Below are 22529 nucleotides of genomic sequence, written 5' to 3'. Positions count from 1 at the left end.
CGCAAGAGCTTGACCGTAGCAACGACGGCCAGGACCACACGGTTTTGCCGTACGCACGGCCCGCCATTTCGCCGCAGTTTTTCCAGATCTGTCGACCGAGCCGGAAACTTACAGACGAGACGAACCTGACAGCGCCGCTCGTCCAGCACGAAGTTTTTGGGCTCACGGAGAGCAATCCGCCCTGCCCTTGACCTCGCGCCCGACGCTGCCGCGTCCACCACAAGCCCGGCTCGCGAACATGACGACCACAAGATCGCCCCTCAAGGATGAGCCGGGTGGGCGACACATGCGCCAAAACCGAATTTCGGTAAATAGGAATATTTTGGCCCGGGTGGGTTGACGGCAGCACGCTTCAAAATAGTCAGGTGTTTTGCCCGACGGGCAATCCAAGGTCTCGTTGGCCTATTGCGCTTCGCTCCGTCGCGGCTGCGCGAAAGTCGAACGCACCGGCGCTCAAGCCGACATCGCACCCTTGCGCCCGAACGGATCGACCAGGCGAACGATCTCGCAAACGGCGACGAGGCCGGCAAGCCAAACGCCGCTGGTTAGTCCGATCCGCGTCACGATGGCGGCGGTGAAGGCGCCCTCTCCGCCCAGGGCCGGCGTCGCGGCGAGCAGCACAAGCTCATATGCTGCATAGGCAGCAACGAGCGTGATCGCCAGCATCAGCGGCGTACGTCCCTGCGGCAGCATGCGGAGGACGGCCGACGCCACGGTTGTCGCAAGCAGCGCTGCGGCACCGATGACAAAGCCCCACGCGACCGTGCTGGCGTCGATGGGATAGTGCAGCACGCCGAAACCGATGGTCTGGTTGATCAGCCAGGCGCCGGTGACGACAAGCAGCGCCGGCCGCAACGGCAGTAGCGCAGCCGCGATGACGGCAAACGCCGCAAACGGCGTCGCACAGGCAAGGGCGAGGCTCGCCAGCGCGCATGACACCGTCAGCAGCGCGAAGCAGAACATCGGTGCAAGGCGCGGCGCGACCGGGTGAAGACGGAAACGGCCGGCGTGCGGCGGCAGGATGAAAGGTGCCATGAATGATCTCTGAGCAATCTCTTGAGTAATCTCTTGGCTGTCATCCTACCACAGGTGTCGGATGAATTCCGCCAACAGCGTCACGCGGGCTCCCTCTCGGAGTGCGTCCTGATCGTCGCCCGCTCGCCGGCATCGACGAGTTGGCCGATGCCGGTCCTGCCCGTGAGCGCGCAGCGGATGATGTTTTCGGCGACCGACCGGCGGAAGCTGTGATCCTCGCCGGCAGGCCGATGGCGGCAGACCCGGTCCAGCGCCAGCTTCATGTTGATCCGTGTACGGGTGTCGAAATGCTCGCTGATCATTCGCACGGCCTCGATGCGTTGACGTCGAGGCGAAAACTCCTCGGGAACGGGCGGGTTCCAAATCCGGATCGCGGCGGCCTATGTCCGCCCGCGCGGGCGCTGCGCCAGGGCCCAGGCCTTGGCGACGTCGCGCGGCAGGATGTCGAGGCGCCGGATCGGCGTCAGTTCACCGGAGGCGGAGACGATCGCGGTCTCTTCGCGGCGGCAACGCGGGCACACGAAGCGGACCTCATGCGGCGACGCCGACCAGCTTGAACGTTTCACATTGGCCGCCATCGGCCAGGCTTCGCATTGCGAGCATGACACCAGAAACCGGCCGGGATCGAGCATACCCATTCCAACGGACTCCGCGTCCTGCCTGCCACCTCAATGATCAATCCAAGTGAATCGTTCCGGTGCCAAGGCACCGTCGGCTGGCCGCGCCAGTGCGAGGCTCAGTGCGCGCCCTTGAGGGTGCAGGAGGTGGAACAGGTGACCGTGTTGCCGTGGTCGCACGCCTTGCAGGCGGCCACGCACTGGCTCATGTCGCGGGGATTGTAGGAGCTGTGGTTCCGCATCGCGCAGACCGGAGTCGAGCCGGTGATGTCCTGCTCCTGGTTGCAGGCTGCCGTCATGAGCCCGAACATGATGATCGCAAGGAGGCGCATGGGATCGCCCTGTGAGGCACGACAAAACAATGTTCACGCGGCGCGCTGCACCGCAACGAGCGCCGGCATGTACGCAGCGGAGAAACGCAAGCGTTCATCCCGCATCCGCATTGAGGATGCGCGCCAATCATTAAGAACGGATTGCGGTCTCAGGCCGCAGCCTTGGTCGCGATCGCCTGCCGCATGTCCACCGCGAGCTGGCGGTACTGCTCCGAAAGCTTCAGATAAAACTCGCGCTTGGTGCCGTCGGTAGCGAGCTTGGCGATCAGCTCGCATTCGGCGGTGAGCGTCTCGAACCGTTCCAGCCTGTTCTCAAGTTCGGTCATCGGCGTGTCCCCGTCTAACGCCTCAAGGACGTCAAACCTAAGCCCGGGAAATAGGTCACGGCGAACATCGTTATCGAGCAGAAGCAATTTTTCCCGTGAAGCCTGCTATTTCTGCTCCAGCCGCCAGGCGCCGTCCCATCCCTGCTCCGGCGGACTTGCATCAAATTGCGCGATGCGGCCGAGCAGCGTTCGCGAGGGACCGTCGCCGGGGACGGCCTCGAGCGCCGCGTTGAAGGCGATGCGGGCGTCGTCAAAGCGCCGGGCACGATAGGCCGCAAGGCCTTCGGCATAATGCGCACGGAGGCTGTCTTGCGCGGCCGTGAGCGCGCCTGCCCTGCCCATCACCTCGAAGATCGATTGGGCCGTGCTCTGGCCGGCAACGGCAAGACGATCGACCTCGCGCAATTCGAAGCTCGATCCGATCGCATCCGCCGTCGCCTGCGAGATCAGGATGCGGGTCTCATAGGTCTTGTTGACCGCTTCCAGCCGCGAGGCGAGGTTCACGGCGTCACCCATCACGGTGTAGCTCATCATCAGTTCGGAGCCGATGCTCCCGGTCAGGACTTCGCCGGTGGCGATGCCGATCCGCAGGTCGCAGGGCACCGGCATGGCGCGGATGCCCAGCAGATCCGGCAATTGCTTCTGCAGCGCGGGCACCTGGTCGGCCATGTCGATGGCGGCAAGCCCGGCCAGAACGGCCGGCTCGTCCTCCTCGATGAAGGGTGGGCCCCAATAGGCCATGATGGCGTCGCCGATATATTTGTCGATGACACCGCGGTGACTCCGGATCGGACCGGACATCACCGTAAAATAGTGGTTCATCACCTTGACGAGGCCGCGCGGGGTCATGCCCTCGCTCATGGAGGTGAAGCCGCTCATGTCGCAGAACATGATGGTCATGACCCGGCGCTGGCCGTCGATGGCGACCTCCGGCCGGTCGATCAGGCCCTGAACCACCTTGGGATCGATGTAGCGGCCGAAGGTCTCGCGGATGCGCTCGTTCTGGCGCAACTGCTCGACCATGCGGTTGAAGGCGGCAGCGAGCTCACCGATCTCGTCCTGGGTCGAGACGCTGATGGTCTTGTCGAAACGGCCTGCCTCGACTTCGCGGGTGCCGGCGAGCAAGAGGCGCACCGGCCGCGTGATACCGCTGGAGACGAGGAGCGCGAAAGCAAATCCGACGACCGCTGCGAGGACGGTCACGATGCCCGAAACGATGATTGCCTGGCGCTGATGGCGGATCACGCGCGAGGTGCTCACGAACACCTGGGAGAGCATGTCGGCGCGGATCGCGTCGATCCGCTGGGTGAAGAGATCGCGCAGCGCGTCCACATGAACAAGCACATCGCGCGCGGCCGCAAAGTCCCTGGCATCGAGCAGCCTGAGCAGCTTGGCGTCCTCCTCGCCGAGTTCGCTGCGGAGCTCATTGACGGCATTCTCGATGCGCGTCTCGATCCGGGCGAGTGCGGCATTGTCCGACGGCGTGCTCTCATCGTCGATGATCGCGTTGATCAGCTTTCGCGCGGCTTCGGCCTCCTGCTCGACCTGGGAGTCCGTGTCCCGGAAGAACTTCAGCCGCGCGGCAAAGCCCGCCTCGTCCGGCGGCGTCTGCATTTTTGCGATCACCATGCGCCGCATCGCCAGCGCCCGCTCCAGCGAACGCACATTGGACCGCGCCAGATGGCCGTAAGCCGGAATATACCGTGCGGTCAGCTCATCGAGGAGTTGGCCGACGCGGCTCGACATCACCATCGACAGGATCGCGGTGACGACCATCAGGACGATCAGTCCGAGCGCGATCCCGACGATTTTGCGCCGGATCGATTGGTTGAAAATCGGCATGGGCGCTGGGGCAAAGGGCTGGGTGGACGGCGATGGAACCCAATACACCGTATTTGGCCCAGGGAACACGCACAATCGGCCCCTCTGTGGAGCCAAGAGCCGCCCGCAACCGTCGCGCGAGCCCTATCAGTTAACAAAGCTTAACGGATCCGCTCTATCCCCCGTTGCACAGGTTCCCGCGTTCCATCCGCATTTTGCCGCATTGTTGCGGGAGCGTGAGGAATGCGAAACGATGTCGTGTCATCGTTTTTGGCGACGTTTTGATTCTCCAGCGGCATGTCGTCGCGGACTTTGGTTTGTACTGGTTTCGCAGGGGGGACCACGGAATGAACCAGTGCCTACGCTCGCTCGCGTGTGTCGTTGCCGTGGCCGCGATGGCCCTCCTTCCCACCCAGTTGGCGGCGAAGAACAGTCACAAATCGTCCGCGTCGAAGAAGACGCATGAGGCGAAGGCCGGCAAGCAGCGCCATGCTGCGGCCGGCAAGCACAACAAGCATGCCGAGGCCCGGCGCAAGTCGAAGAAGACCCACGACGAGCCCTCGGACAAGCCGGCGCCGCCGCCGCTGACCGGCGATCTCGCCGCGCTGAAGGACGCCATCGACCTCGCGCGCAGGGGCAAGACCGACGATGCGACCGCCGCGCGCGACCGCATTGCCGATCCCGCCGGGCAGAAGGTCGCCGACTGGTTCATGCTGCGCCACTCCGAGAGCACGGCGAACTTCAAGCGCTACGCCGCCTTCCTCGCCGCCAATCCGGACTGGCCGAGCAGCGCCCTGCTCCGCCGCCGCGCCGAGGCGCGGCTGTGGCAGGAGAAGACCGACGCCGCCACCGTGCACAAATTCACCATGGACCGCCCGACCAGCGCCAAGGGCAAGTTCGCGCTCGCCCGCGTGCTGCTCGCCGAGGGCGACGCCGACAGGGCCGCGCGTCTCGTCCGCGAGGCCTGGCGCACGGACGAATTTTCGGAGCGTAGCGAAGTAGATTCCTACGAGGCCTTCCGCGATCTGCTGACCGCGGACGATCATCGCGCCCGCATGGACAAGCGGCTCGGCGCCAAGGACTATGCCGGCGCAAGGCGCGCGGCAAAACGGCTCGGCGAGGATGCGCTCGCGATCGTCAAGGCCTGCGCCGCCGTCACCGGCAAGGCCGACAAGGCCAAGGACTATCTCGAGGACGTCTCTGCCGAGGCGCGCCGCGATCTCGGCTATGTGCTGTGCCGTGCGCAATGGCATCTCCAGAAGGACCGTATCGACGACGCGGCCGAGGTGATTTTGGCCGCCGCGCCCGACACCATGGCGGCACAGGACACCGATGCCTGGTGGCGCGAGCGTCGTCTGCTGGCGCGAAAGCTGCTCGACCAGGGCAAGTTCAAGACCGCTTACGACGTGGTGCGCGCGGCGGCGGTGCCGGCGATGGAGGTCTACCGGGTCGACTATCACTTCATGTGCGGCTGGATCGCACTGCGCTATCTCGACGATCCCAGGACGGCGATGATGCACTTCGCCGCGATCGACGAGGGCTCGGCCAATCCGCTTGCACTCTCGCGCGCCAATTACTGGCGCGGTCGTGCGGCAGAAGCGATGGGCGCATCGACCGACGCGCGCCAGAGCTATCAGGCGGCGGCGCGCTATCCGACGGCCTATTACGGCCAGCTCGCCCGCGCGAGGCTCGGCCTCGACCGCATCGAGCTGCGCCCGCCCTCACCCGTGCTGGCCGCAGTCGACTCGCCTCCCGCCGACGATCGCGTGCGCGCCGCCGACATGCTCTACGGGATCGGCGAGCGCGACACGGTGTTCTACTACGCCGAGGATTTCGCCAAGGAGAGCACCGACGTCGCAGCCCTCGAGGCGCTCGGCGAGCTCGCCGGCCGTCGCAATGATGCGCGCGTCATGCTGGAGGTCGGCAAATCGGCACTGGCGCGCGGGCTGGCGCTCGACCATTACGCCTTCCCGACGATCGGCATCCCCGAGCACAAGCAGGTGGCGCCCGCGATCGAGACCAGCGTGATCTATTCGGTGGCGCGCACCGAAAGCTCGTTCGACCAGCGCGACAAGTCGGCCGCCAACGCGGTCGGACTGATGCAGGTCACACCGGAAGCGGGCCGCGACACCGCCAAACGTTTCGGCCTGACTTACGACTGGGACAAGATGGTCTCCGATCCCGTCTACAACACGCAGATGGGCGCGGCCGAGCTCAGCGCGCTGCTGTCGGAATATCGCGGCAACCAGATCATGACCTTCGCCGGCTACAATGCCGGCCGCGGCCGGGTGCGCGAATGGGTACAGGCGCGCGGCGATCCCAGGGATCCCAAGGTCGACCCGGTCGACTGGGTCGAGCGCATCCCACTGTCGGAGACGCGCAACTACGTCCAGCGCGTGATCGAGAACGTGCTGGTCTACCGCGCAAGATTCGAGGGCAGCGGCCTTGCCACGGCGAAATCCGAGCAGCGCGTCACGACGCAAGAAGTCAGCGCGGCACCAACGGCATCGACCGCAGCCCCCGCGCCCTAGCCTCGCGACCGCCGGGGCTGGCCGCGGCGCGAAGCTTGGTGCAGTGGCTGCGGCCGACTTCCCTGCGCGGCCAGCATAGTTCGGCTAGCCGTCACCTCCTTCCGTTGTCGGAAGGCTGTGCGCGCGCAGATATGCATCGGTCAGCGAGTGCGAGAGCGCGCCCATCTGCATCATCCAGCTCCAGCTCGAAATGGCCGCCAACATCGTGACCGCCTCGAACGAACTGCGGTAAGGCCATAGCATTTCCATGGCCTTCTGCTGGTAGCAATCAGTGTCGCAGTACCGCCGCTGCGTGGACACATGCCGGACGTAACTCGCGCCCAATGGCCGGGCGCACGCGCTGCAGGTGGCGCCGTGGCTGGGTCGTCCATGATTGACGAGCATGAATCTCAAGATCGTGTCCTCTCCTGCCGGCAGGCGCGGCACCAATCGTCTCGACCAATTGTCCGCTCAAGACGCCGCTCGCCTGGGCCTCCCGATCGACGACACCGCCTCATGATGAATCGCGTAGCACTCGTGGTCGCAGTAGGGCAGCAGCGTCCTGACGTCGCGCAAGTAGCTGCCGCTGATCTCCTCGCAGCACCATAGACAGGACGTCTTGCGGAAAGGGGTTCTGCCGTTCACCAGTATGAATCTCACGTGGCACCTCCCAGCGCGAAGCAGTAGACCGTGTCGACCAGAGAAGCGGACGGCGGCGGCGCGCAAAGATGGTTGCGGCCGTCGGGATTGTCTCTGTTTCGCTCGACCTTCTGGGGCGGAATGAGGATGTATTTCCCGTCTTCCCGGCGCCGCGCGAAGATCCTGCCATCGACGTACTGTATTTCGGTCGGGTAGCAATCCGAGTCGTTGCAACAGCTGAGCACCGGATTGTCGGGCATATGCCAGCTCGAATAGAATTTCTCGTGCAGAAGCCGATCCTGGGGCGGATGATGACGATGTGCATCCCCCTGTCCCAGCTCATCGGCCGCCACTCCCGTCATCACCGGAAGCGGCAGCGTGATCGCCAACAGGAGCTTGCAGGCACGGTTCAACTCAGCCTCCTGATTCAGAACTGCCGAACGGGGCGGATTCGGCGGCCGATCCTCACGCCGCCTGAAATCGAAACAGCCATCGGTGGTCGCGCTCGCGGCGCGCCCTGAAGCGATCGAGACATTTCCTTGAGCAGAGCGGCGTTCGGCAGGAATAATATCGGATGAGGCCAAACTTCCCGCTACAGACAGCGCAGCCATTTTCGGCCGGACGGCGTCCGGAGTGTTCGGACTTGTCGCACATGATCCTCTCCTCTTGGCCTCTTGTGGGTCCGGCTTCCCTGGTGCGCGGTCCCCACGTCGTCAATGAATGCGGCCTCTCGGCAAGTCAGGGCGGCGGCGGACGCAGGGCCCCTGGGTGCAGCACACCGAGCTATTCGGCCGTTTGTGCTTCGCAATCGACTCCGCTCGATTGGTCGTGAGACTAGTCCGCATGCAACGCATCGCTCAATTGTACTGAGGTAAATGCACGGTATGACTAGGCATGCGCGAGCTATACGTAGGTTTGTCCCGTAGTCTTCCGGAACTGCACCGCCAGCGCAACGAGACGGCGCAGGACTCGCAAGCTGCACGGAGCCCGCGAACTTCGCGCCCAGGATCCTCCTTGCGGAACCAATTGCTCCTGTTGTTGCAAAATGCTCTACTTGCCTCGGCCCCAGCGAGCCGGGACGCCTGCGATGATGCCTGGCCAGATCGCGAAATTTGGGAATTCGGCCGCACAATACCTGCTCGGCGGCCTTGCGGCGCTTCGATCTTTCGGCAACGGAGCGAAGGACAAGCCTGCGGTCGGAGATGACTGCCGGCAAGACGGCGATCTGCGCGACGCCGTGAAGCAATGGCGCGAGGTGTTCGAGCACAATCCGGTCATGTACTTCATGATCGATCCGGCCGGAACGGTACTTAACGTGAATACATTCGGCGCCGCGCAGCTGGGCTATACGGCAGCCGAGCTGACCGGCCAATCCGTGCTGAACGTCTTCTTCGAGGAAGATCGCGAGCTCGTCCGCCGATGTGTCGCGTTGTGCCTGGAAACCGTGGACCAGTCGCATACTTGGGAGATCCGCAAGATCCGGAAAGACGGCTCGGTCGTTTGGGTCCGTGAAAACGCCAAGGCCATGCTGCGCGGCGACGGCACGGCGATCGTGCTGGTTGCTTGCGAAAACATCACCCAGCGCAAGCAGGCGGAGGATGCGCTGCGGCAGAGCGAGACCTATCTCGCCCAGGCGCAGGAATTGAGCCGCACCGGCAGCTTCGGCTTGAACCTCGCGACCCGCGAGATCGTCTGGTCGAGGGAAACCTTTCGCATCTTCCAATGTGATCCGGTGGTGAAGCCGACCCTGGACTTCGTATTCCAGCGCATGCATCCGGAAGATCGCGATACGGTCAGCAAGATCCTCGATCGGGCCTCGCGCGAAGCGGAGGATTTCGACCACGAGTATCGCCTGTTGATGCCGGACGGTTCGGTCAAATATCTCCATTCCGTGGCGCGCGCGGTGAGACATGCATCGGGGCGCATCGAGTTTGTCGGCGCGGTCACCGACATCACGATCGCAAAGGAAGCGGAACGGAGGCTGCGTCGCAGCGAGGCCTATCTGGCCGAAGCCCAACGCCTCAGCCATACGAGCAGCTGGGCCTGGAACGTTCATCGTCAGGAGTTCGCCTACCGATCGGCTGAACTCTACCGCCTGTTCGGATTTGATCCGGACCAGACCGATGTACCGGCCAAGGCTTTCCAGCAACGGATCCTTCCCGAAGACTTTCGGCGAATTGTCGAGGTGGAACGTCAGGCGGTCCAGCAAAGCCAGCCCTTCGAAATTGACTTTCGGATTGTGCGTCCGGACGGTTCGATAAGACGTGTCCATACGGAAGGACATCCCGTCACGGGCAGCGACGGCGAGGTGATGGAAATTATCGGCACGCACGTCGACGTCACCGAGCAGTTCGTCGCAAAGGAAGCGCTGCAAAAGGCATTTGACGAGCTCAAGGAATCCGAGCAGCGGTTCCGCGACTATGCCGAAACCGCATCGGACTGGTTTTGGGAGACCGGGCCAGATCACCGTATCACCCAAATATCGGAGCACGCCGATACGGCCGTTGCTGCGCCGACGGGCCTGATCGGCCTGACCCGTTGGGACATTACGCCCGATGCCGAACTCGAGCCCGAGAAGTGGGAGCAGCATCGCGCGGCGCTTGATGCCCACCTTCCGTTTCGCGACCTGGTTTATCGCAGCAGGGATCGCAACGGATCTCCAATTTACGTGCGCACCAGCGGCAAGCCCTTCCACGACGCGAACGGTCATTTTCGCGGCTATCGTGGCGTCAGCAGCGATGTGACGGCGGCGACCCGCGCCGAGCAGGCCGAGGAAGCGCTGCGCAAGGCGCAAGCCGAGCTCGCCCATGTCACACGCGTCACGATGCTCGGCGAACTTACCGCTTCGATAGCCCACGAAATCACCCAGCCTCTGGCTGCCGTGATCTCAAATGCGGACGCCTGCATCGGCTGGCTCGACCGCGAACCGGCCGATCTGCATGCCGCGCGCCGCTCGGTGGAATGGATTGTCGAGGACGCCAATCGTGCCAGCGAGGTGATCCGCAGGATCAGGGCGCTTGCGAAGAAGACCGAGATCGAGGTCGTTCCACTCGACATCAACCAGGTCGTCAGGGAGGCGCTGGCCCTCGTTCGGCGCGAGCTTGCCACCCATGCCGTGTCGGTGCGAATGGAATTGACGTCAGGTCTGCCCAGGATTTGCGGCGATCGGATCCAGCTCCAGCAGGTGCTGATCAATCTTGTCATGAACGGCATCGAAGCCATGGAAGCCAATGTTGGCCGACCGCGCGAGCTGTCGATCCGCTCCAGCCAGGTCGGCGAGGACGGCGACGGCCGCCTGCTCATCACCGTGACTGATCGCGGTGTGGGCCTTGGCAGGGACGGGATGGAATGCATCTTCACCCCCTTTTTCACGACAAAGTCGGGCGGCCTGGGGATGGGACTATCGATCTGCCGGTCGATCATCGAGGCACACGCAGGGCGGCTGTCGGCCTTTCCCAACGAGGGGAGCGGTACGACATTCCAGATCGCGCTACCCTTGCCGCATGGGGACACGTCGTGACCGACCACGCCAAGCCGGCGCCGGCACAGGCGAGCGCCGATGATCCGATCGTCATGATCGTCGATGACGATCCGTCCATGCGCCGTGCGCTCACCAATCTCTTTCAATCCGTCGGCCTCAAGGTCGAGGCCTTCGGCTCGGCAGCGGAGATCATGGAAGCCAGACCGCCGGTGGTCCCCAGTTGCCTTGTGCTTGACATTCGCCTGCCGGGCTCAAGCGGCTTCGACCTCCAGGCGGACCTTGCCAGGGCCAACATTCACACGCCCATTATCTTCATCACAGGTCATGGCGATATTCCCATGACCGTCAGGGCCATGAAGAGCGGCGCCATCGATTTTCTGACCAAGCCGGTGCGCGACCAGGACATGCTCGATGCGGTCCAGGCTGCGATCGAACGGGATCGCAAGCGGCGCGATGCCGAGAAGTCGCTCTCGGGCGTACGGTCCCGCTTCGAAGGCCTGACAAGCCGTCAGCGCGACATCCTGGCCCTGGTCGCGTCCGGCCTGATGAACAAGCAGGTCGCCGCCGAGCTTGGATTGGCTGAGATCACCGTCAAGATCTATCGCGGGCAGATCATGCGGAAAATGGGCGCGAAGTCATTGGCCGATCTCGTCAGAATGACCGAGACGCTCGGAATCCGGCGTACAGGGGGAAATGCACAAACCTAAGTATGCTTTTCAATCCCGCTCCGGGAGCCCACTTTCCGATGGGTGGTTGCGCCGCGACCGGCGGCTCCGCGATCAGGAGCGATCATCTTGTCAGTCCCTTCGGTCATTTCCGTCATCGACGATGATCCCTCCGTCCGGCTCGCGACGAACAATCTTCTGACGTCGCGGGGATACACGGTCTACATCTTTGGCTCCGCTCAGGAATTTCTCCAATCAGCCGAACTGAACATGACATCCTGCGTGATCGCGGACGTGCAGATGTCGGCCATGAGCGGTGTTGAACTGTTGATGCAGATGCGCGGCCTCGGTCACCGCACGCCCTTCATCTTCATGACGGCCTTTCCCGACGATGCCGTGCGCGAGCGCGCGCTGAAGGCTGGCGCCATCTGCTTTCTCGCGAAGCCGTTCTCCACGCCGGCTCTCCTTCAATGTCTGGAGACGGCCCTGTCGGGGCTCGGCAAAGCCAAGACGTGATGCGCCGAGCCGAACCGAGCCGCCTCATGGCGAGGCAACTCGTCGTTTGGCCGCAAACGAAAGGGCAAGGCGCCTCACTCCACCTTGATGTTCGCCGCCTTGATGATCGGCCACCATTTCGCGATCTCGGCCTTTTGCCGCGCCCCGAGCGCTTCCGGGGTGAGCTGGTCCTGCGGCGTCATCTCCAGACCCTGGCTCTCGAGCTGCTTCTTCACCGCGGGATCGTTCAGCGCGTCCACGACTGCCGCATTGAGCTTGGTCACAATTTCCTTGGGCGTGCCCTTCGGTACCCACATCCCGGACCACAGCGTCATGTTGAAGCCCTTCAGCCCAGCCTCCGCTGCGGTCGGGATGTCGGGCGCCGAGGCCAGGCGCTTGTCGTCGGTGATCGCGTAGGCGCGGATGGTGCCGGCGCGCACCTGGTTGATGGAGTTGGAGGTCTGGTCGACGATGATGTCGATCTGGCCGGCAATGAGATCGTTCAGGGCGGGCGCTGTGCCGCGATACGGCACGTATTGCAGCTTGATGCCCGAGACGTTCTCGAAATAGACGCCGGCGATGTGGCTGCCGGAGCCCGCGCCGGCGGTGCCGGCGGTCGGCGCCGACGGCCGCGACTTCAGCCAGTCGATCAGCTCCTTCAGCGAGGTCGCAGGCACCGCGTTCTTGCTGACGATGATCATCGGATTGCTCGGCAGCAACACCACCGGCTCGAGATCGGCAACGAGGTCGTATTTGAGCTTGTAGACGGCGCCATTGGCCACATGGGTGCCGAGATGGCCGAACGAGATCGTGTAGCCGTCCGGCGGTGATTGCACGGCGCGGCCGACGCCGATCGAGCCACCGGCGCCGGTGACGTTCTCGACCACCAGCGGCTGGCCGAGGGTCGTCCGCATCCGTTCGGCGAGCACACGCGCCATCGCATCCGACGGACCGCCGGCGGCGAAGGGCACGATGATGGTGATGGGATGCGAGGGATAGTCGTCGGCGCGCGCGGCGCCCGTCAGAGCGAGAACAGCAATCAGCGCAGCCCAGGCGGCCTTCATTGTCTTCTCCCCGGTGAAGTCATTGTTATTTTTTGTCTCTCCCCGCGTACGGGAAGAGGGATCGTTCGTGAAGAGACGAAATGACGCGTTAGAACTGCGAATAATCGATCGGCTTGTGGCGATCGAGCGCGCGGGCGACCGTCGGCAGCGGGTATTTAAGTCCGGTGGCGCAGTTGAACAGCATCACGCGATCGGTCTTGCTGACGCGGCCGTCGGCAAGGCTGTCCTTATAGGCGGCGTAGGTGGCGGCGCCTTCGGGGCACAGCAGCAGCCCCTCCTCGCGCGCGACTTCGTTCAGGGCCGCCGAGATCTTGTCGTCGTCGACCGCGATGGCAAAGCCCTTGCTCTGCCGCACGGCGCGCAGAATGAGAAAGTCGCCGATCGCCTGCGGCACACGGATGCCCGATGCGATGGTGTGGGCATCCTCCCAGCGCGTGGCATGCTCGGTGCCGGCGTCATAGGCCCGCACCATCGGCGCGCAGCCCGAGGCCTGCACCGCGACCATCCGTGGGCGCTTCGAGCCGATGAAGCCGATCTTCTCGAGCTCATCAAAGGCCTTCCACATGCCGATCAGACCGGTGCCGCCGCCGGTCGGATAGAAGATCACGTCCGGCACGTCCCAGCCGAGCTGCTCGGCGAGCTCGAGGCCCATCGTCTTCTTGCCCTCGATGCGGTACGGCTCCTTCAGCGTCGAGGTGTCGAACCAGCCGACCTTGGCCTTGCCCTCGCCGACGATCTTGCCGCAATCGTCGATGTAGCCGTTGACGCGGTAGACGGTCGCGCCCTGCAGCTCGATCTCGCTGACATTCACCTCGGGCGTATCTGCCGGGCAGAAGATCGTGGTCTTGATGCCGCAGGACGTCGCGTAGGCCGCGAGCGCCGCGCCGGCATTGCCGTTGGTCGGCATCGCCATGTGCTTGATGCCGAGCGCCTTGCCCATTGATACCGCCATCACGAGGCCGCGCGCCTTGAACGAGCCGGTCGGCAGCCGTCCCTCGTCCTTGACGATGATCTCGCCGCCGCCGAGCTTCTTCCCGAGCTTCGGCAGCCGGATCAGCGGCGTCGTGACCTCGCCAAGCGAGACGATGTCCTTGCATTTGCGCACCGGCAGCAGCTCGCGGTAACGCCACATGTCGGCGGGGCGCTGGGCGAGTGCGTCCTTGGTCAGCGCCTTCTTCACACCCGCGAGGTCGTAGCGCACGAGGAGCGGCTTGCCGGCCTTGGAGAGATTGTGGACCTGGTCGGCAGCGTAGTGATCGCCCTCCATCGCGCATTCGAGATGGGTGACGAAGGTCGGGCGCTCGATGGTCAGGTTGTCGTTGTCGTGCATGGGGTGGTTTCCTTCTTATTCTGCAAACAGGTCTTGCTGCCCGTCATTGCGAGCGTAACGACGGAGGTCGTCAAATATTCAGCACCCGTCCATACGCATCGAGCACGGCTTCCTTCATCATCTCCGACAACGTCGGATGCGGGAAGACTGTGTGCATCAGCTCTTCCTCCGTGGTCTCCAGATTCATGGCGACGACGTAGCCCTGGATCAGCTCGGTGACTTCAGCGCCGACCATGTGGGCGCCGAGCAGCTGGCCGGTCTTCTTGTCGAAGATGACCTTGACCAGGCCCTGGTCCTCGCCAAGCGCAATCGCCTTGCCGTTGCCGACGAAGGGAAAGCGGCCAACGCGAATCTCGCGGCCGTTCTCCTTGGCCTTGGCCTCGGTGAGGCCGACCGAAGCAACCTGCGGCTGGCAGTAGGTACAGCCCGGGATCATCAGCTTGTCCATGGGATGCGGGTGCAGGCCCTTGATGGCCTCGACGCAGATCACGCCTTCATGCTCGGCCTTGTGCGCGAGCATGGGGGGGCCGGCGACGTCGCCGATGGCGTAGATGCCGGGGACGTTGGTCTTGCCGTAACCGTCGATCACGATGCAGCCGCGGTCGGTTTTGACGCCGAGTTTTTCCAGACCGAGATTCTCGATGTTGCCGACGACGCCGACCGCCGAGATTACGCGCTCGAACTCGGTGGTCACAGGCTTGCCCTTGCCGTCGTCGATCGTGGCGACGACGCTGTCGGCCTTCTTCTCCAGCTTTGTGACCTTGGTCGAGGACATGATCTTGATGCCCTGCTTCTCAAGGCGCTTGCGGGCCAAGCCGGCGATCTCCGCGTCCTCGACCGGCAGGATCTGCGGCAGCACCTCGACCACGGTGACATCGGAGCCCATGGTGTGGAAGAACGACGCGAACTCGATGCCGATCGCGCCGGAGCCGACGACAAGGAGCGACTTCGGCATCTTCTCCGGCACCATCGCCTCGAAATAGGTCCAGATCAGCTTCTTGTCAGGCTCGAGCCCCGGCAGCACGCGCGGCCGCGCACCGGTCGCGACGATGATGTGCTTGGCCTGGTAGGCCCCCTCGCCCAGCGCTCCCTTGGGTCCCTCGACGTCGGACTTCTTCACCGTGACCTTGCCGGGCGCGTCGATCGAGGCCGCGCCCCAGATCACGCTCACCTTGTTCTTCTTCATCAGGAAGCCGACGCCGTCGTTGAGCCGCTTCGAGACGCCGCGCGAGCGCTGCACCACCGCCTTCGGGTCGAACGAGACCTTCTCGGCCGAAAGGCCGTAATCCTTGGCGTGCTGCATGTAGTGGTAGATTTCGGCGGAGCGTAGAAGCGCCTTGGTCGGGATGCAGCCCCAGTTCAGGCAGATGCCGCCGAGATACGATTTCTCGACGATCGCGACCTTGAAACCGAGCTGGGCGGCGCGGATCGCGGTGACATAGCCGCCGGGACCGGAGCCGATGATGATGACGTCGAAGGATGTGTCGGCCATGGCGGCTCCCATTCAACTCAACCGGTTGCGCCGCGAGCGCGGCGTTTCGAAACGATCGACCTGATCAGCCATTCGATGAGGCAGATCGAGATCAGAACCGCAAAGCCGATGAACGCGACCGGCTGGGCGATATTGCGCGAAAGCTGCTCGCCGCTGAAGAACGCGTCGTGCAGCACCTCGGTGCCGATCGGGCTGACGAGGATGATGATCGACAGCAGCATCGCGATCCAGGGCCAGCGTGTTCGCATTCAACCCGGTCCCCTCGCGCGGCGTCAGACCATCATCATGACGGGGTTTTCGATCAGCTGCTTGAACGCGCCGATCAGTTCGGCGCCGAGCGCGCCGTCGATGGCGCGATGATCGCAGGACAAGGTCACGCTCATCATGTTCGCGATCTCGATCTTGCCGCCGCGCACGACGGGCCGCTCCTCGCTGGTGCCGACCGCGAGGATGGTCGCATGCGGCGGGTTGATCACGGCGGTGAAGTGGCTGATACCGAACATGCCGAGGTTGGAGACGGCGGTGGTGCCGCCCTGGTATTCTTCCGGCTTGAGCTTGCGGCTCCGTGCACGCGCGGCAAAATCCTTCATCTCGTTGGAGATGGTCGACAGCGTCTTGGTCTCGGCCTTGCGGATGATCGGCGTGATCAGGCCGCCGGGCATCGCGACGGCGACGCCGACGTCGGAATGGTGGTGCTTGACCATGCCGCTTTCGGTCCAGCTCACGTTGCAGTTCGGGATCTTCTGCAGCGCGACCGCCATCGCCTTGATGACGAAGTCATTTACCGAGATCTTGTAGAGTGGCTTCTTTTCCTTGTCCTTCGGCGCGGCGGCGTTGATCTCCTCGCGCGCGGCGAGCAGCTTGCCGATGTCGCAGTCGATGGTGAGATAGAAGTGCGGCACGTTCTGGATCGACGCGGTCAGGCGCTGCGCGATGGTGCGGCGCATGCCGTCATGCGGGACGACCTCGTAGGAGCCCGGCTCGAACAGCGACAGGATCTGCTTGTCCGACATGGTCGGCGCGATCGAGGAGGCACCGGACGGCGCCGCGGCAGGCGCCTTGAGGCCCTTGCCGGACTTGGCCTCCTCGACGTCGCGCGCAACCACGCGGCCGTGCGGGCCGGTGCCGGTCACCATCGCGACATCGATGCCGGATTCCCTGGCAAGACGCCGCGCCAGCGGTGAGGAGAACACGCGGCCGCCCTGGCCGTTGCCCTGAGCAGCCGGTGCGGCAGCCTGCGGCGCGGGTGCCGCGGCTGGCTGCGGCGCCGCCTTGGGCGCGGCTGGCGCTGCCGCTGGAGCCGGTGATTCAGCAGCTTTCGGCGGCGCGGCCGAAGCGCTGGGCTTGGCGGCACCCGCCGCCTTCACGTCCTCGCCCTCGCCGGCGAGCACGGCGATCACGTCGTTGACGGGAACGTCCTGCGTGCCCTCGGGCACGAGGATCTTGGCGATCGTGCCCTCGTCGATGGCCTCGACCTCCATGGTCGCCTTGTCGGTCTCGATCTCGGCGATGACGTCGCCGGATTTGACCTTGTCGCCTTCCTTCTTCAGCCACTTGGCGAGGTTGCCCTTCTCCATCGTCGGCGAAAGAGCGGGCATCAGGATGTTGATGGGCATGCTGACCTCACGAAGAACTTCTCAAAATGTCGTCCCCGGAAGCGAGGACGAACAGACCAGGTTTAGTTGCCGATGTCGCCCTGCCACAGGCGCTCATTGGCAGGATTGGAACGCCAGTTCTTCATCATCGTGATGGAGCGGTCGTCCGCAAGATCGATCCAGGGGATGCCGAACTTGTCGAGGATGTCCTTCGATCCCTCGAAGGTGACGGATTCCCCGATCACCACGAGCTGGACCTTGAACAAACCGAGCGCGCCGGCACACATCGAGCATGGCGACAGCGTGGTATACATGACGGTGTCGTGGAACGAGATCACGCCAGCCTCGCGCAGGCAGCTCATCTCGCCGTGGAGGATCACGTTGTTCTCCTGCACGCGGTTGTTGTGACCGCGGGCGATGATCTTGTTGTCGCGCGTCAGGACGGCACCGATCGGCAGGCCGCCCTGCGCGATCGAGGCCTCCGCCTCGCGGATCGCCTCCAGCATGAAATCGAAGTGGTAGGATTCGATCGCCATAGTCAGTGTCCCCTGCCGCGCGGCGTCGTGGTGCCGGTATCTGTGGGACGCTCGATCTCGGCCTGGAACATCTCGAGGATCCGGTTCAAGGCGTCGTCCTCGGTAAATTCGCTCTCGCGCGCATAGGCGCGCGCGGCGTGGCGGGCGAGATCGACCAGCAGCAGGCCCCACATGTCGGGCTCTTCAAAGGCCCGCTGGAACGCCATCGACAACCCGCCGTCCAGCACGAATACGCGCAGGATCTCGACCGCATCATCACGGGCGAGGACGTCGGGTGGCAACGGCTGCTCCTTCGGGCCCGCCATGGGTCTACCTGTAGCAGACGGCTTTGGCGGCCTCGACCACTTCGGCCACCGAGGGCAGCGCGAGCTTCTCCAGGTTCGCTGCATAGGGCATCGGCACGTCCTTGCCGGACACGCGGGTCACAGGCGCATCCAGATAGTCGAACGCGTTCTCCATGATCCGCGCGGCGATCTCGGCGCCGACGCCGCTCTGGGCCCAGCCCTCCTCCACCGTGACGGCGCGGCCGGTCTTCTTCACCGAGTTGATGATGGTCTCGGTGTCCATCGGCCGCAGCGTGCGCAGATCGATCACCTCCGCCTCGATGCCGTCCTTGGCGAGCTCGTCGGCGGCCTTGAGCGCGTAGGTCATGCCGTTCGACCAGGAGATCAGCGTGACATGGGAGCCCGCGCGCACGATGCGCGCCTTGCCGATCGGGATCACGAAATCGTCGAGCTTCGGCACCTCGCCGGTGTGGCCGTACAGCACCTCGTTCTCGAGGAAGATCACGGGATTGGGATCGCGGATCGCGGCCTTGAGCAGGCCCTTGTAATCGGCGGCCGAGAACGGTGCGACGACCTTGAGACCCGGGACGCTGGAGTACCAGGCCGAGTAATCCTGGCTGTGCTGGGCGGCGACGCGCGCAGCGGCACCGTTGGGTCCGCGGAACACGATCGAGCAGCCCATCTGGCCGCCGGACATGTAGAGCGTCTTGGCGGCGGAGTTGATGATATGGTCGATTGCCTGCATGGCGAAGTTGAAGGTCATGAATTCGACGATCGGCTTCAAGCCGGTCATGGCGGCGCCGACGCCGACGCCGGCAAAACCATGCTCGGTGATCGGGGTGTCGATCACGCGCTTGGCGCCGAATTCCTGCAGGAGGCCCTGCGTGACCTTGTAGGCGCCCTGATATTCGGCGACCTCTTCGCCCATCACGAACACGTCGGCGTCACGGCGCATTTCCTCGGCCATGGCATCGCGCAAAGCTTCGCGGATGGTCTGGGTGATCATCTCGGTGCCGGCGGGCACTTCGGGATCGGGCTCGGCGACAGCCTGCGGCGCCGGAGCGGCCTTGGATTCAGAAGCCTTGGACTCAGACGCCTTGGGCGCGGGCGCCTCGGCCTTTGCGGCGGCGGGTGGCGCGGGCGCCTTGGCGAGATCGGCGGCACTCTCGCCATCGGCAAGGATGGTCGCGATCGGAGTGTTCACGGCGACGTCGGCGGTGCCTTCGGGGATCAGGATCTTGCCGAGCGTGCCCTCATCGGTCGCCTCGACCTCCATGGTGGCCTTGTCGGTCTCGATCTCGGCGATGACGTCGCCGGACTTGATCGTCTCGCCCTCTTTTTTCAGCCACTTGGCGAGGTTGCCCTTTTCCATCGTGGGCGACAACGCGGGCATCAGCACTTGAATTGGCATATCGACTCCAAAAGAAAGCTTGCGCGCGTTTTAGCGGTAAACGTCGGTCCAGAGCTCGGCGGCATCCGGCTCGGGATCATGCTGGGCAAAGTCGGCGGACGCGTTGACGATGTCGCGTACCTCGGCGTCGATTGCCTTGAGATCGGCCTCGCTGACCTTGGCCGCGAGCAGGCGGTTGCGCACCTGCTCGATCGGGTCCTGGTCGTGGCGGACCTTCTCGACCTCCTCGCGCGTGCGGTATTTCGCAGGGTCGGACATCGAGTGGCCGCGATAGCGGTAGGTCTGCATCTCCAGAATCATCGGTCCCTTGCCGGCGCGGCACCAGGCGGCAGCCTCGTCGCCGGCAGCCTTCACGGCGCGGACATCCATGCCGTCGACCTGGAGGCCGGGGATGTTGAAGGACGCGCCGCGCTTGGAGAAATCCTGCTGCGCCGAAGCGCGCGAGACCGACGTGCCCATGGCATAGCGGTTGTTCTCGATGACGTAGATCACCGGCAGCTTCCAGAGCTCCGCCATGTTGAAGCTCTCATAGACCTGGCCCTGGTTGGCCGCGCCGTCGCCGAAATAGGTGACGCTGACATTGTCATTGCTGCGATAGTGATTGGCGAAGGCAAGCCCGGTGCCCAGCGAAACCTGGGCGCCGACGATGCCGTGGCCGCCGTAGAAGTGCTTCTCCTTGCTGAACATGTGCATGGAGCCGCCCTTTCCCTTGGAATAGCCGCCACGGCGCCCGGTGAGCTCGGCCATGACGCCGTTGGCGTCCATGCCGGTGGCGAGCATGTGGCCGTGGTCGCGATAGCCGGTGATGACCTGATCGCCCTGCTTCAGGGCCATCTGCATGCCGACCACCACGGCCTCCTGGCCGATATAGAGATGGCAGAAGCCGCCGATCGCACCCATGCCGTAGAGCTGGCCGGCCTTTTCCTCGAACCGCCGGATCAGGAGCATGTCGCGGAGCGCCTTGAGCTCCTGCTCCCTGGTGAATTCCGGGGGCGAGCCGCCGTCGGTCTTGTCCTGTGCAGTGCTTGCGGCGGCTTTCTTGGGTGCGGCCATGGGAATTCCGGGTCAGAGAAAACTTCAGCCCTCTCTAACCCAAGTCAAACGCCGTTGGAAAGCACCGCGGCGGCATGGCACGACTTTCATTATGCCGCACTGCAACGTGATCGTAATATTGCAAAATCTTTGGCGCCGATCGGGCAACAAATCCATGCGCGGACGCCGCCCGCGCAGATTCGTGGGCCCGGTCAAGAAGCGTGGGGCCAAATTAAGTCCCGCCATTCGGAACGGGCGGCGCGGAACAGCGCCGCCCTCCCCTGCACGATCAGAAGAAGCCGAGCTTCTTCGGACTGTAGCTGACCAGGAGGTTCTTGGTCTGCTGGTAGTGATCGAGCATCATCTTGTGGTTCTCGCGCCCGACACCCGACTGCTTGTATCCGCCGAAGGCCGCATGCGCAGGGTATGCATGGTAGCAGTTGGTCCAGACCCGCCCGGCCTGGATCGCCCGGCCGAAGCGGTAGCAGCGATTGGCATCGCGGCTCCAGACGCCGGCGCCCAGGCCGTAGAGCGTGTCGTTGGCGATCGCGAGCGCTTCATCGTCGGTCTTGAAGGTCGTGACCGAGACCACGGGCCCGAAGATCTCTTCCTGGAAGATCCGCATCTTGTTGTGGCCCTCGAACACCGTCGGCTGAACGTAGAAGCCGCCGGAGAGATCGCCGCCGAGTTCGGCGCGACCACCGCCGGCCAGCACCTTGGCGCCCTCCTGCTTGCCGATATCGATATAGGAGAGGATTTTCGCGAGCTGCTCGCCGGAAGCCTGTGCGCCGATCATGGTGTCGGCGGCACGCGGATCGCCCTGCTTGATGGCAGCGACGCGCTTCAGCGCCCGCTCCATGAAGCGGTCGTAGATGTCGGCGTGGACCAGTGCCCGGCTCGGACAGGTGCAGACCTCGCCCTGGTTCAGCGCGAACATGACGAAGCCTTCGATTGCCTTGTCGAAGAAATCGTCGTCCTCGGCGGCGACGTCGCTGAAGAAGATGTTCGGCGACTTGCCGCCAAGCTCCAGCGTGACCGGAATGAGGTTCTGGCTGGCATATTGCATGATCAGCCGGCCGGTCGTGGTCTCGCCGGTGAAGGCGATTTTGGCGATCCGCGGGCTCGAGGCGAGCGGCTTGCCGGCTTCAAGGCCAAAGCCGTTGACGATGTTGAGGACGCCGGGCGGCAGCAGATCGGCGATGATCTCGGCCCAGACCATGATCGAAGCCGGGGTCTGCTCAGCCGGCTTGAGCACGACGCAATTGCCGGCCGCGAGCGCGGGCGCGAGCTTCCAGCACGCCATCAGCAGCGGGAAGTTCCAGGGAATGATCTGGCCGACCACGCCGAGCGGCTCGTGGAAGTGATAGGCGATGGTGTCGTGATCGATCTCGCCGATCGAACCTTCCTGGCCGCGCACCACGCCGGCGAAATAGCGGAAGTGATCGATCGCGAGCGGCAGGTCGGCGGCGCGGGTCTCGCGGATCGGCTTGCCGTTGTCCCAGGTCTCGGCGATCGCGAGCCGCTCGAGGTTTTCTTCCATGCGGTCGGCGATCTTGTTCAGGACCGCGGCGCGCTCGGCGACGCTGGTGCGGCCCCAGGCGTCCTTGGCGGCATGCGCCGCGTCGAGGGCGGCTTCGACATCCTGCGCGTCGGAGCGCGCAATCTTGCAGACGATCTGGCCGTTCACAGGCGAGGCATTGTCGAAATATCTGCCCGAGATCGGTGCGACGAACTTGCCGCCGATGAAGTTGTCGTAGCGTTCGGCGAAGGGAACCTTGGTGACGCTGAGGAATTCCACCTTGTTCATTGATCACTCCCGATGTTTGCTGTTTGCGCAATTCGTCGCGTGGTCGCGACTTGCGCC

Annotated in this window: 22 protein-coding genes and 1 pseudogene; 5 read left to right on the top strand and 18 right to left on the bottom strand. The window is 64.2% G+C overall.

The window, feature by feature from the left end; translation table 11 throughout:
• Positions 1–191 (top strand): annotated as a pseudogene (locus OC450_RS23195) (hypothetical protein); the annotation flags it as partial.
• A 262-nt stretch (positions 192–453) separates the two neighbouring features.
• On the opposite strand, the gene OC450_RS23190 reads toward OC450_RS23195, so the two are convergent.
• The 6 genes from OC450_RS23190 to OC450_RS23165 all read right to left on the bottom strand — a co-directional run bounded on the left by OC450_RS23190 (position 454) and on the right by OC450_RS23165 (position 4152).
• A complete protein-coding gene (locus OC450_RS23190) occupies positions 454–1035 on the bottom strand; it encodes a hypothetical protein (protein WP_262048749.1) in 582 nt (193 codons plus the stop codon).
• Between the two features lie 80 nt (positions 1036–1115).
• Positions 1116–1337 (bottom strand): hypothetical protein, encoded by a 222-nt coding sequence (locus OC450_RS23185; protein WP_211387120.1) that lies wholly within the window; start codon positions 1335–1337, stop codon positions 1116–1118.
• A gap of 78 nt (positions 1338–1415) precedes the next feature.
• Entirely contained in the window at positions 1416–1673 is a 258-nt protein-coding gene (locus OC450_RS23180; protein WP_211387121.1) for a hypothetical protein, read from the bottom strand.
• A 98-nt stretch (positions 1674–1771) separates the two neighbouring features.
• On the bottom strand, positions 1772–1984 hold the full coding sequence (locus tag OC450_RS23175; RefSeq protein ID WP_211387122.1) for a hypothetical protein: 213 nt from the start codon (positions 1982–1984) through the stop codon (positions 1772–1774).
• 149 nt (positions 1985–2133) lie between these two features.
• Positions 2134–2310: a hypothetical protein gene (locus OC450_RS23170; protein ID WP_211387123.1), complete on the bottom strand. Its 177-nt coding sequence runs from the start codon at positions 2308–2310 to the stop codon at positions 2134–2136.
• Positions 2311–2415: 105 nt separating this feature from the next.
• Positions 2416–4152, bottom strand: coding sequence for an adenylate/guanylate cyclase domain-containing protein (locus OC450_RS23165; protein WP_211387124.1), 1737 nt, complete (start codon positions 4150–4152; stop codon positions 2416–2418).
• 326 nt (positions 4153–4478) lie between these two features.
• Between OC450_RS23165 and OC450_RS23160 the strand changes: the two genes are divergently transcribed.
• Complete coding sequence (locus OC450_RS23160; protein ID WP_262048748.1) at positions 4479–6662, top strand: transglycosylase SLT domain-containing protein; 2184 nt, start codon at positions 4479–4481, stop codon at positions 6660–6662.
• A gap of 84 nt (positions 6663–6746) precedes the next feature.
• On the opposite strand, the gene OC450_RS23155 is transcribed toward OC450_RS23160, so the two are convergent.
• Both OC450_RS23155 and OC450_RS23150 read right to left on the bottom strand, forming a co-directional pair.
• On the bottom strand, positions 6747–7055 hold the full coding sequence (locus OC450_RS23155; RefSeq protein WP_249129673.1) for a hypothetical protein: 309 nt from the start codon (positions 7053–7055) through the stop codon (positions 6747–6749).
• A gap of 242 nt (positions 7056–7297) precedes the next feature.
• Positions 7298–7891 carry a hypothetical protein gene (locus OC450_RS23150; RefSeq protein WP_249129675.1) on the bottom strand — a complete coding sequence of 198 codons (594 nt, stop codon included), beginning with the start codon at positions 7889–7891 and terminating at the stop codon, positions 7298–7300.
• Between the two features lie 476 nt (positions 7892–8367).
• Here OC450_RS23150 and OC450_RS23145 point away from each other — a divergent pair, with 476 nt between their 5' ends.
• The 3 genes from OC450_RS23145 (at position 8368) to OC450_RS23135 (ending at position 11942) form a co-directional block, all read left to right on the top strand.
• On the top strand, positions 8368–10800 hold the full coding sequence (locus tag OC450_RS23145) for a PAS domain S-box protein (protein ID WP_262048747.1): 2433 nt from the start codon (positions 8368–8370) through the stop codon (positions 10798–10800).
• Entirely contained in the window at positions 10797–11468 is a 672-nt protein-coding gene (locus OC450_RS23140) for a response regulator transcription factor (protein WP_211387127.1), read from the top strand. The genes OC450_RS23145 and OC450_RS23140 overlap by 4 nt, the downstream gene beginning before the upstream one ends.
• 87 nt (positions 11469–11555) lie before the next feature.
• Positions 11556–11942 (top strand): response regulator transcription factor, encoded by a 387-nt coding sequence (locus tag OC450_RS23135; protein WP_256807267.1) that lies wholly within the window; start codon positions 11556–11558, stop codon positions 11940–11942.
• A 74-nt stretch (positions 11943–12016) separates the two neighbouring features.
• On the opposite strand, the gene OC450_RS23130 is transcribed toward OC450_RS23135, so the two are convergent.
• The 10 genes from OC450_RS23130 to adh all read right to left on the bottom strand — a co-directional run bounded on the left by OC450_RS23130 (position 12017) and on the right by adh (position 22472).
• The gene (locus OC450_RS23130; RefSeq protein WP_256807253.1) at positions 12017–12985 is read right to left on the bottom strand and encodes a tripartite tricarboxylate transporter substrate binding protein BugD; all 969 of its coding nucleotides are present in this window, start codon (positions 12983–12985) and stop codon (positions 12017–12019) included.
• An 88-nt stretch (positions 12986–13073) separates the two neighbouring features.
• Positions 13074–14315 (bottom strand): threonine synthase, encoded by a 1242-nt coding sequence (locus OC450_RS23125; protein WP_262048746.1) that lies wholly within the window; start codon positions 14313–14315, stop codon positions 13074–13076.
• A gap of 70 nt (positions 14316–14385) precedes the next feature.
• A complete protein-coding gene (gene lpdA / locus OC450_RS23120) occupies positions 14386–15807 on the bottom strand; it encodes a dihydrolipoyl dehydrogenase (RefSeq protein WP_262048745.1) in 1422 nt (473 codons plus the stop codon).
• A 17-nt stretch (positions 15808–15824) separates the two neighbouring features.
• Entirely contained in the window at positions 15825–16055 is a 231-nt protein-coding gene (locus OC450_RS23115; protein WP_211387131.1) for a hypothetical protein, read from the bottom strand.
• Positions 16056–16079: 24 nt separating this feature from the next.
• The gene (locus tag OC450_RS23110) at positions 16080–17423 is read right to left on the bottom strand and encodes a pyruvate dehydrogenase complex dihydrolipoamide acetyltransferase (RefSeq protein ID WP_211387132.1); all 1344 of its coding nucleotides are present in this window, start codon (positions 17421–17423) and stop codon (positions 16080–16082) included.
• Positions 17424–17485: 62 nt separating this feature from the next.
• On the bottom strand, positions 17486–17938 hold the full coding sequence (locus OC450_RS23105; RefSeq protein ID WP_256807250.1) for a nucleoside deaminase: 453 nt from the start codon (positions 17936–17938) through the stop codon (positions 17486–17488).
• A gap of 2 nt (positions 17939–17940) precedes the next feature.
• Positions 17941–18243 carry a DUF5076 domain-containing protein gene (locus OC450_RS23100; protein ID WP_211387134.1) on the bottom strand — a complete coding sequence of 101 codons (303 nt, stop codon included), beginning with the start codon at positions 18241–18243 and terminating at the stop codon, positions 17941–17943.
• 4 nt (positions 18244–18247) lie between these two features.
• On the bottom strand, positions 18248–19633 hold the full coding sequence (locus OC450_RS23095; RefSeq protein WP_262048744.1) for a pyruvate dehydrogenase complex E1 component subunit beta: 1386 nt from the start codon (positions 19631–19633) through the stop codon (positions 18248–18250).
• A gap of 30 nt (positions 19634–19663) precedes the next feature.
• Positions 19664–20686 (bottom strand): pyruvate dehydrogenase (acetyl-transferring) E1 component subunit alpha, encoded by a 1023-nt coding sequence (gene pdhA / locus OC450_RS23090; RefSeq protein WP_211387136.1) that lies wholly within the window; start codon positions 20684–20686, stop codon positions 19664–19666.
• A gap of 268 nt (positions 20687–20954) precedes the next feature.
• Entirely contained in the window at positions 20955–22472 is a 1518-nt protein-coding gene (gene adh / locus OC450_RS23085) for an aldehyde dehydrogenase (RefSeq protein WP_211387137.1), read from the bottom strand.
• Between the last annotated feature and the right edge of the window lie 57 nt (positions 22473–22529).

It is taken from the genome of Bradyrhizobium sp. Bra78, assembly GCF_024519855.1.
GTDB lineage: Bacteria > Pseudomonadota > Alphaproteobacteria > Rhizobiales > Xanthobacteraceae > Bradyrhizobium > Bradyrhizobium japonicum_G.
This window is presented reverse-complemented; position numbering and strand designations above follow the sequence as displayed.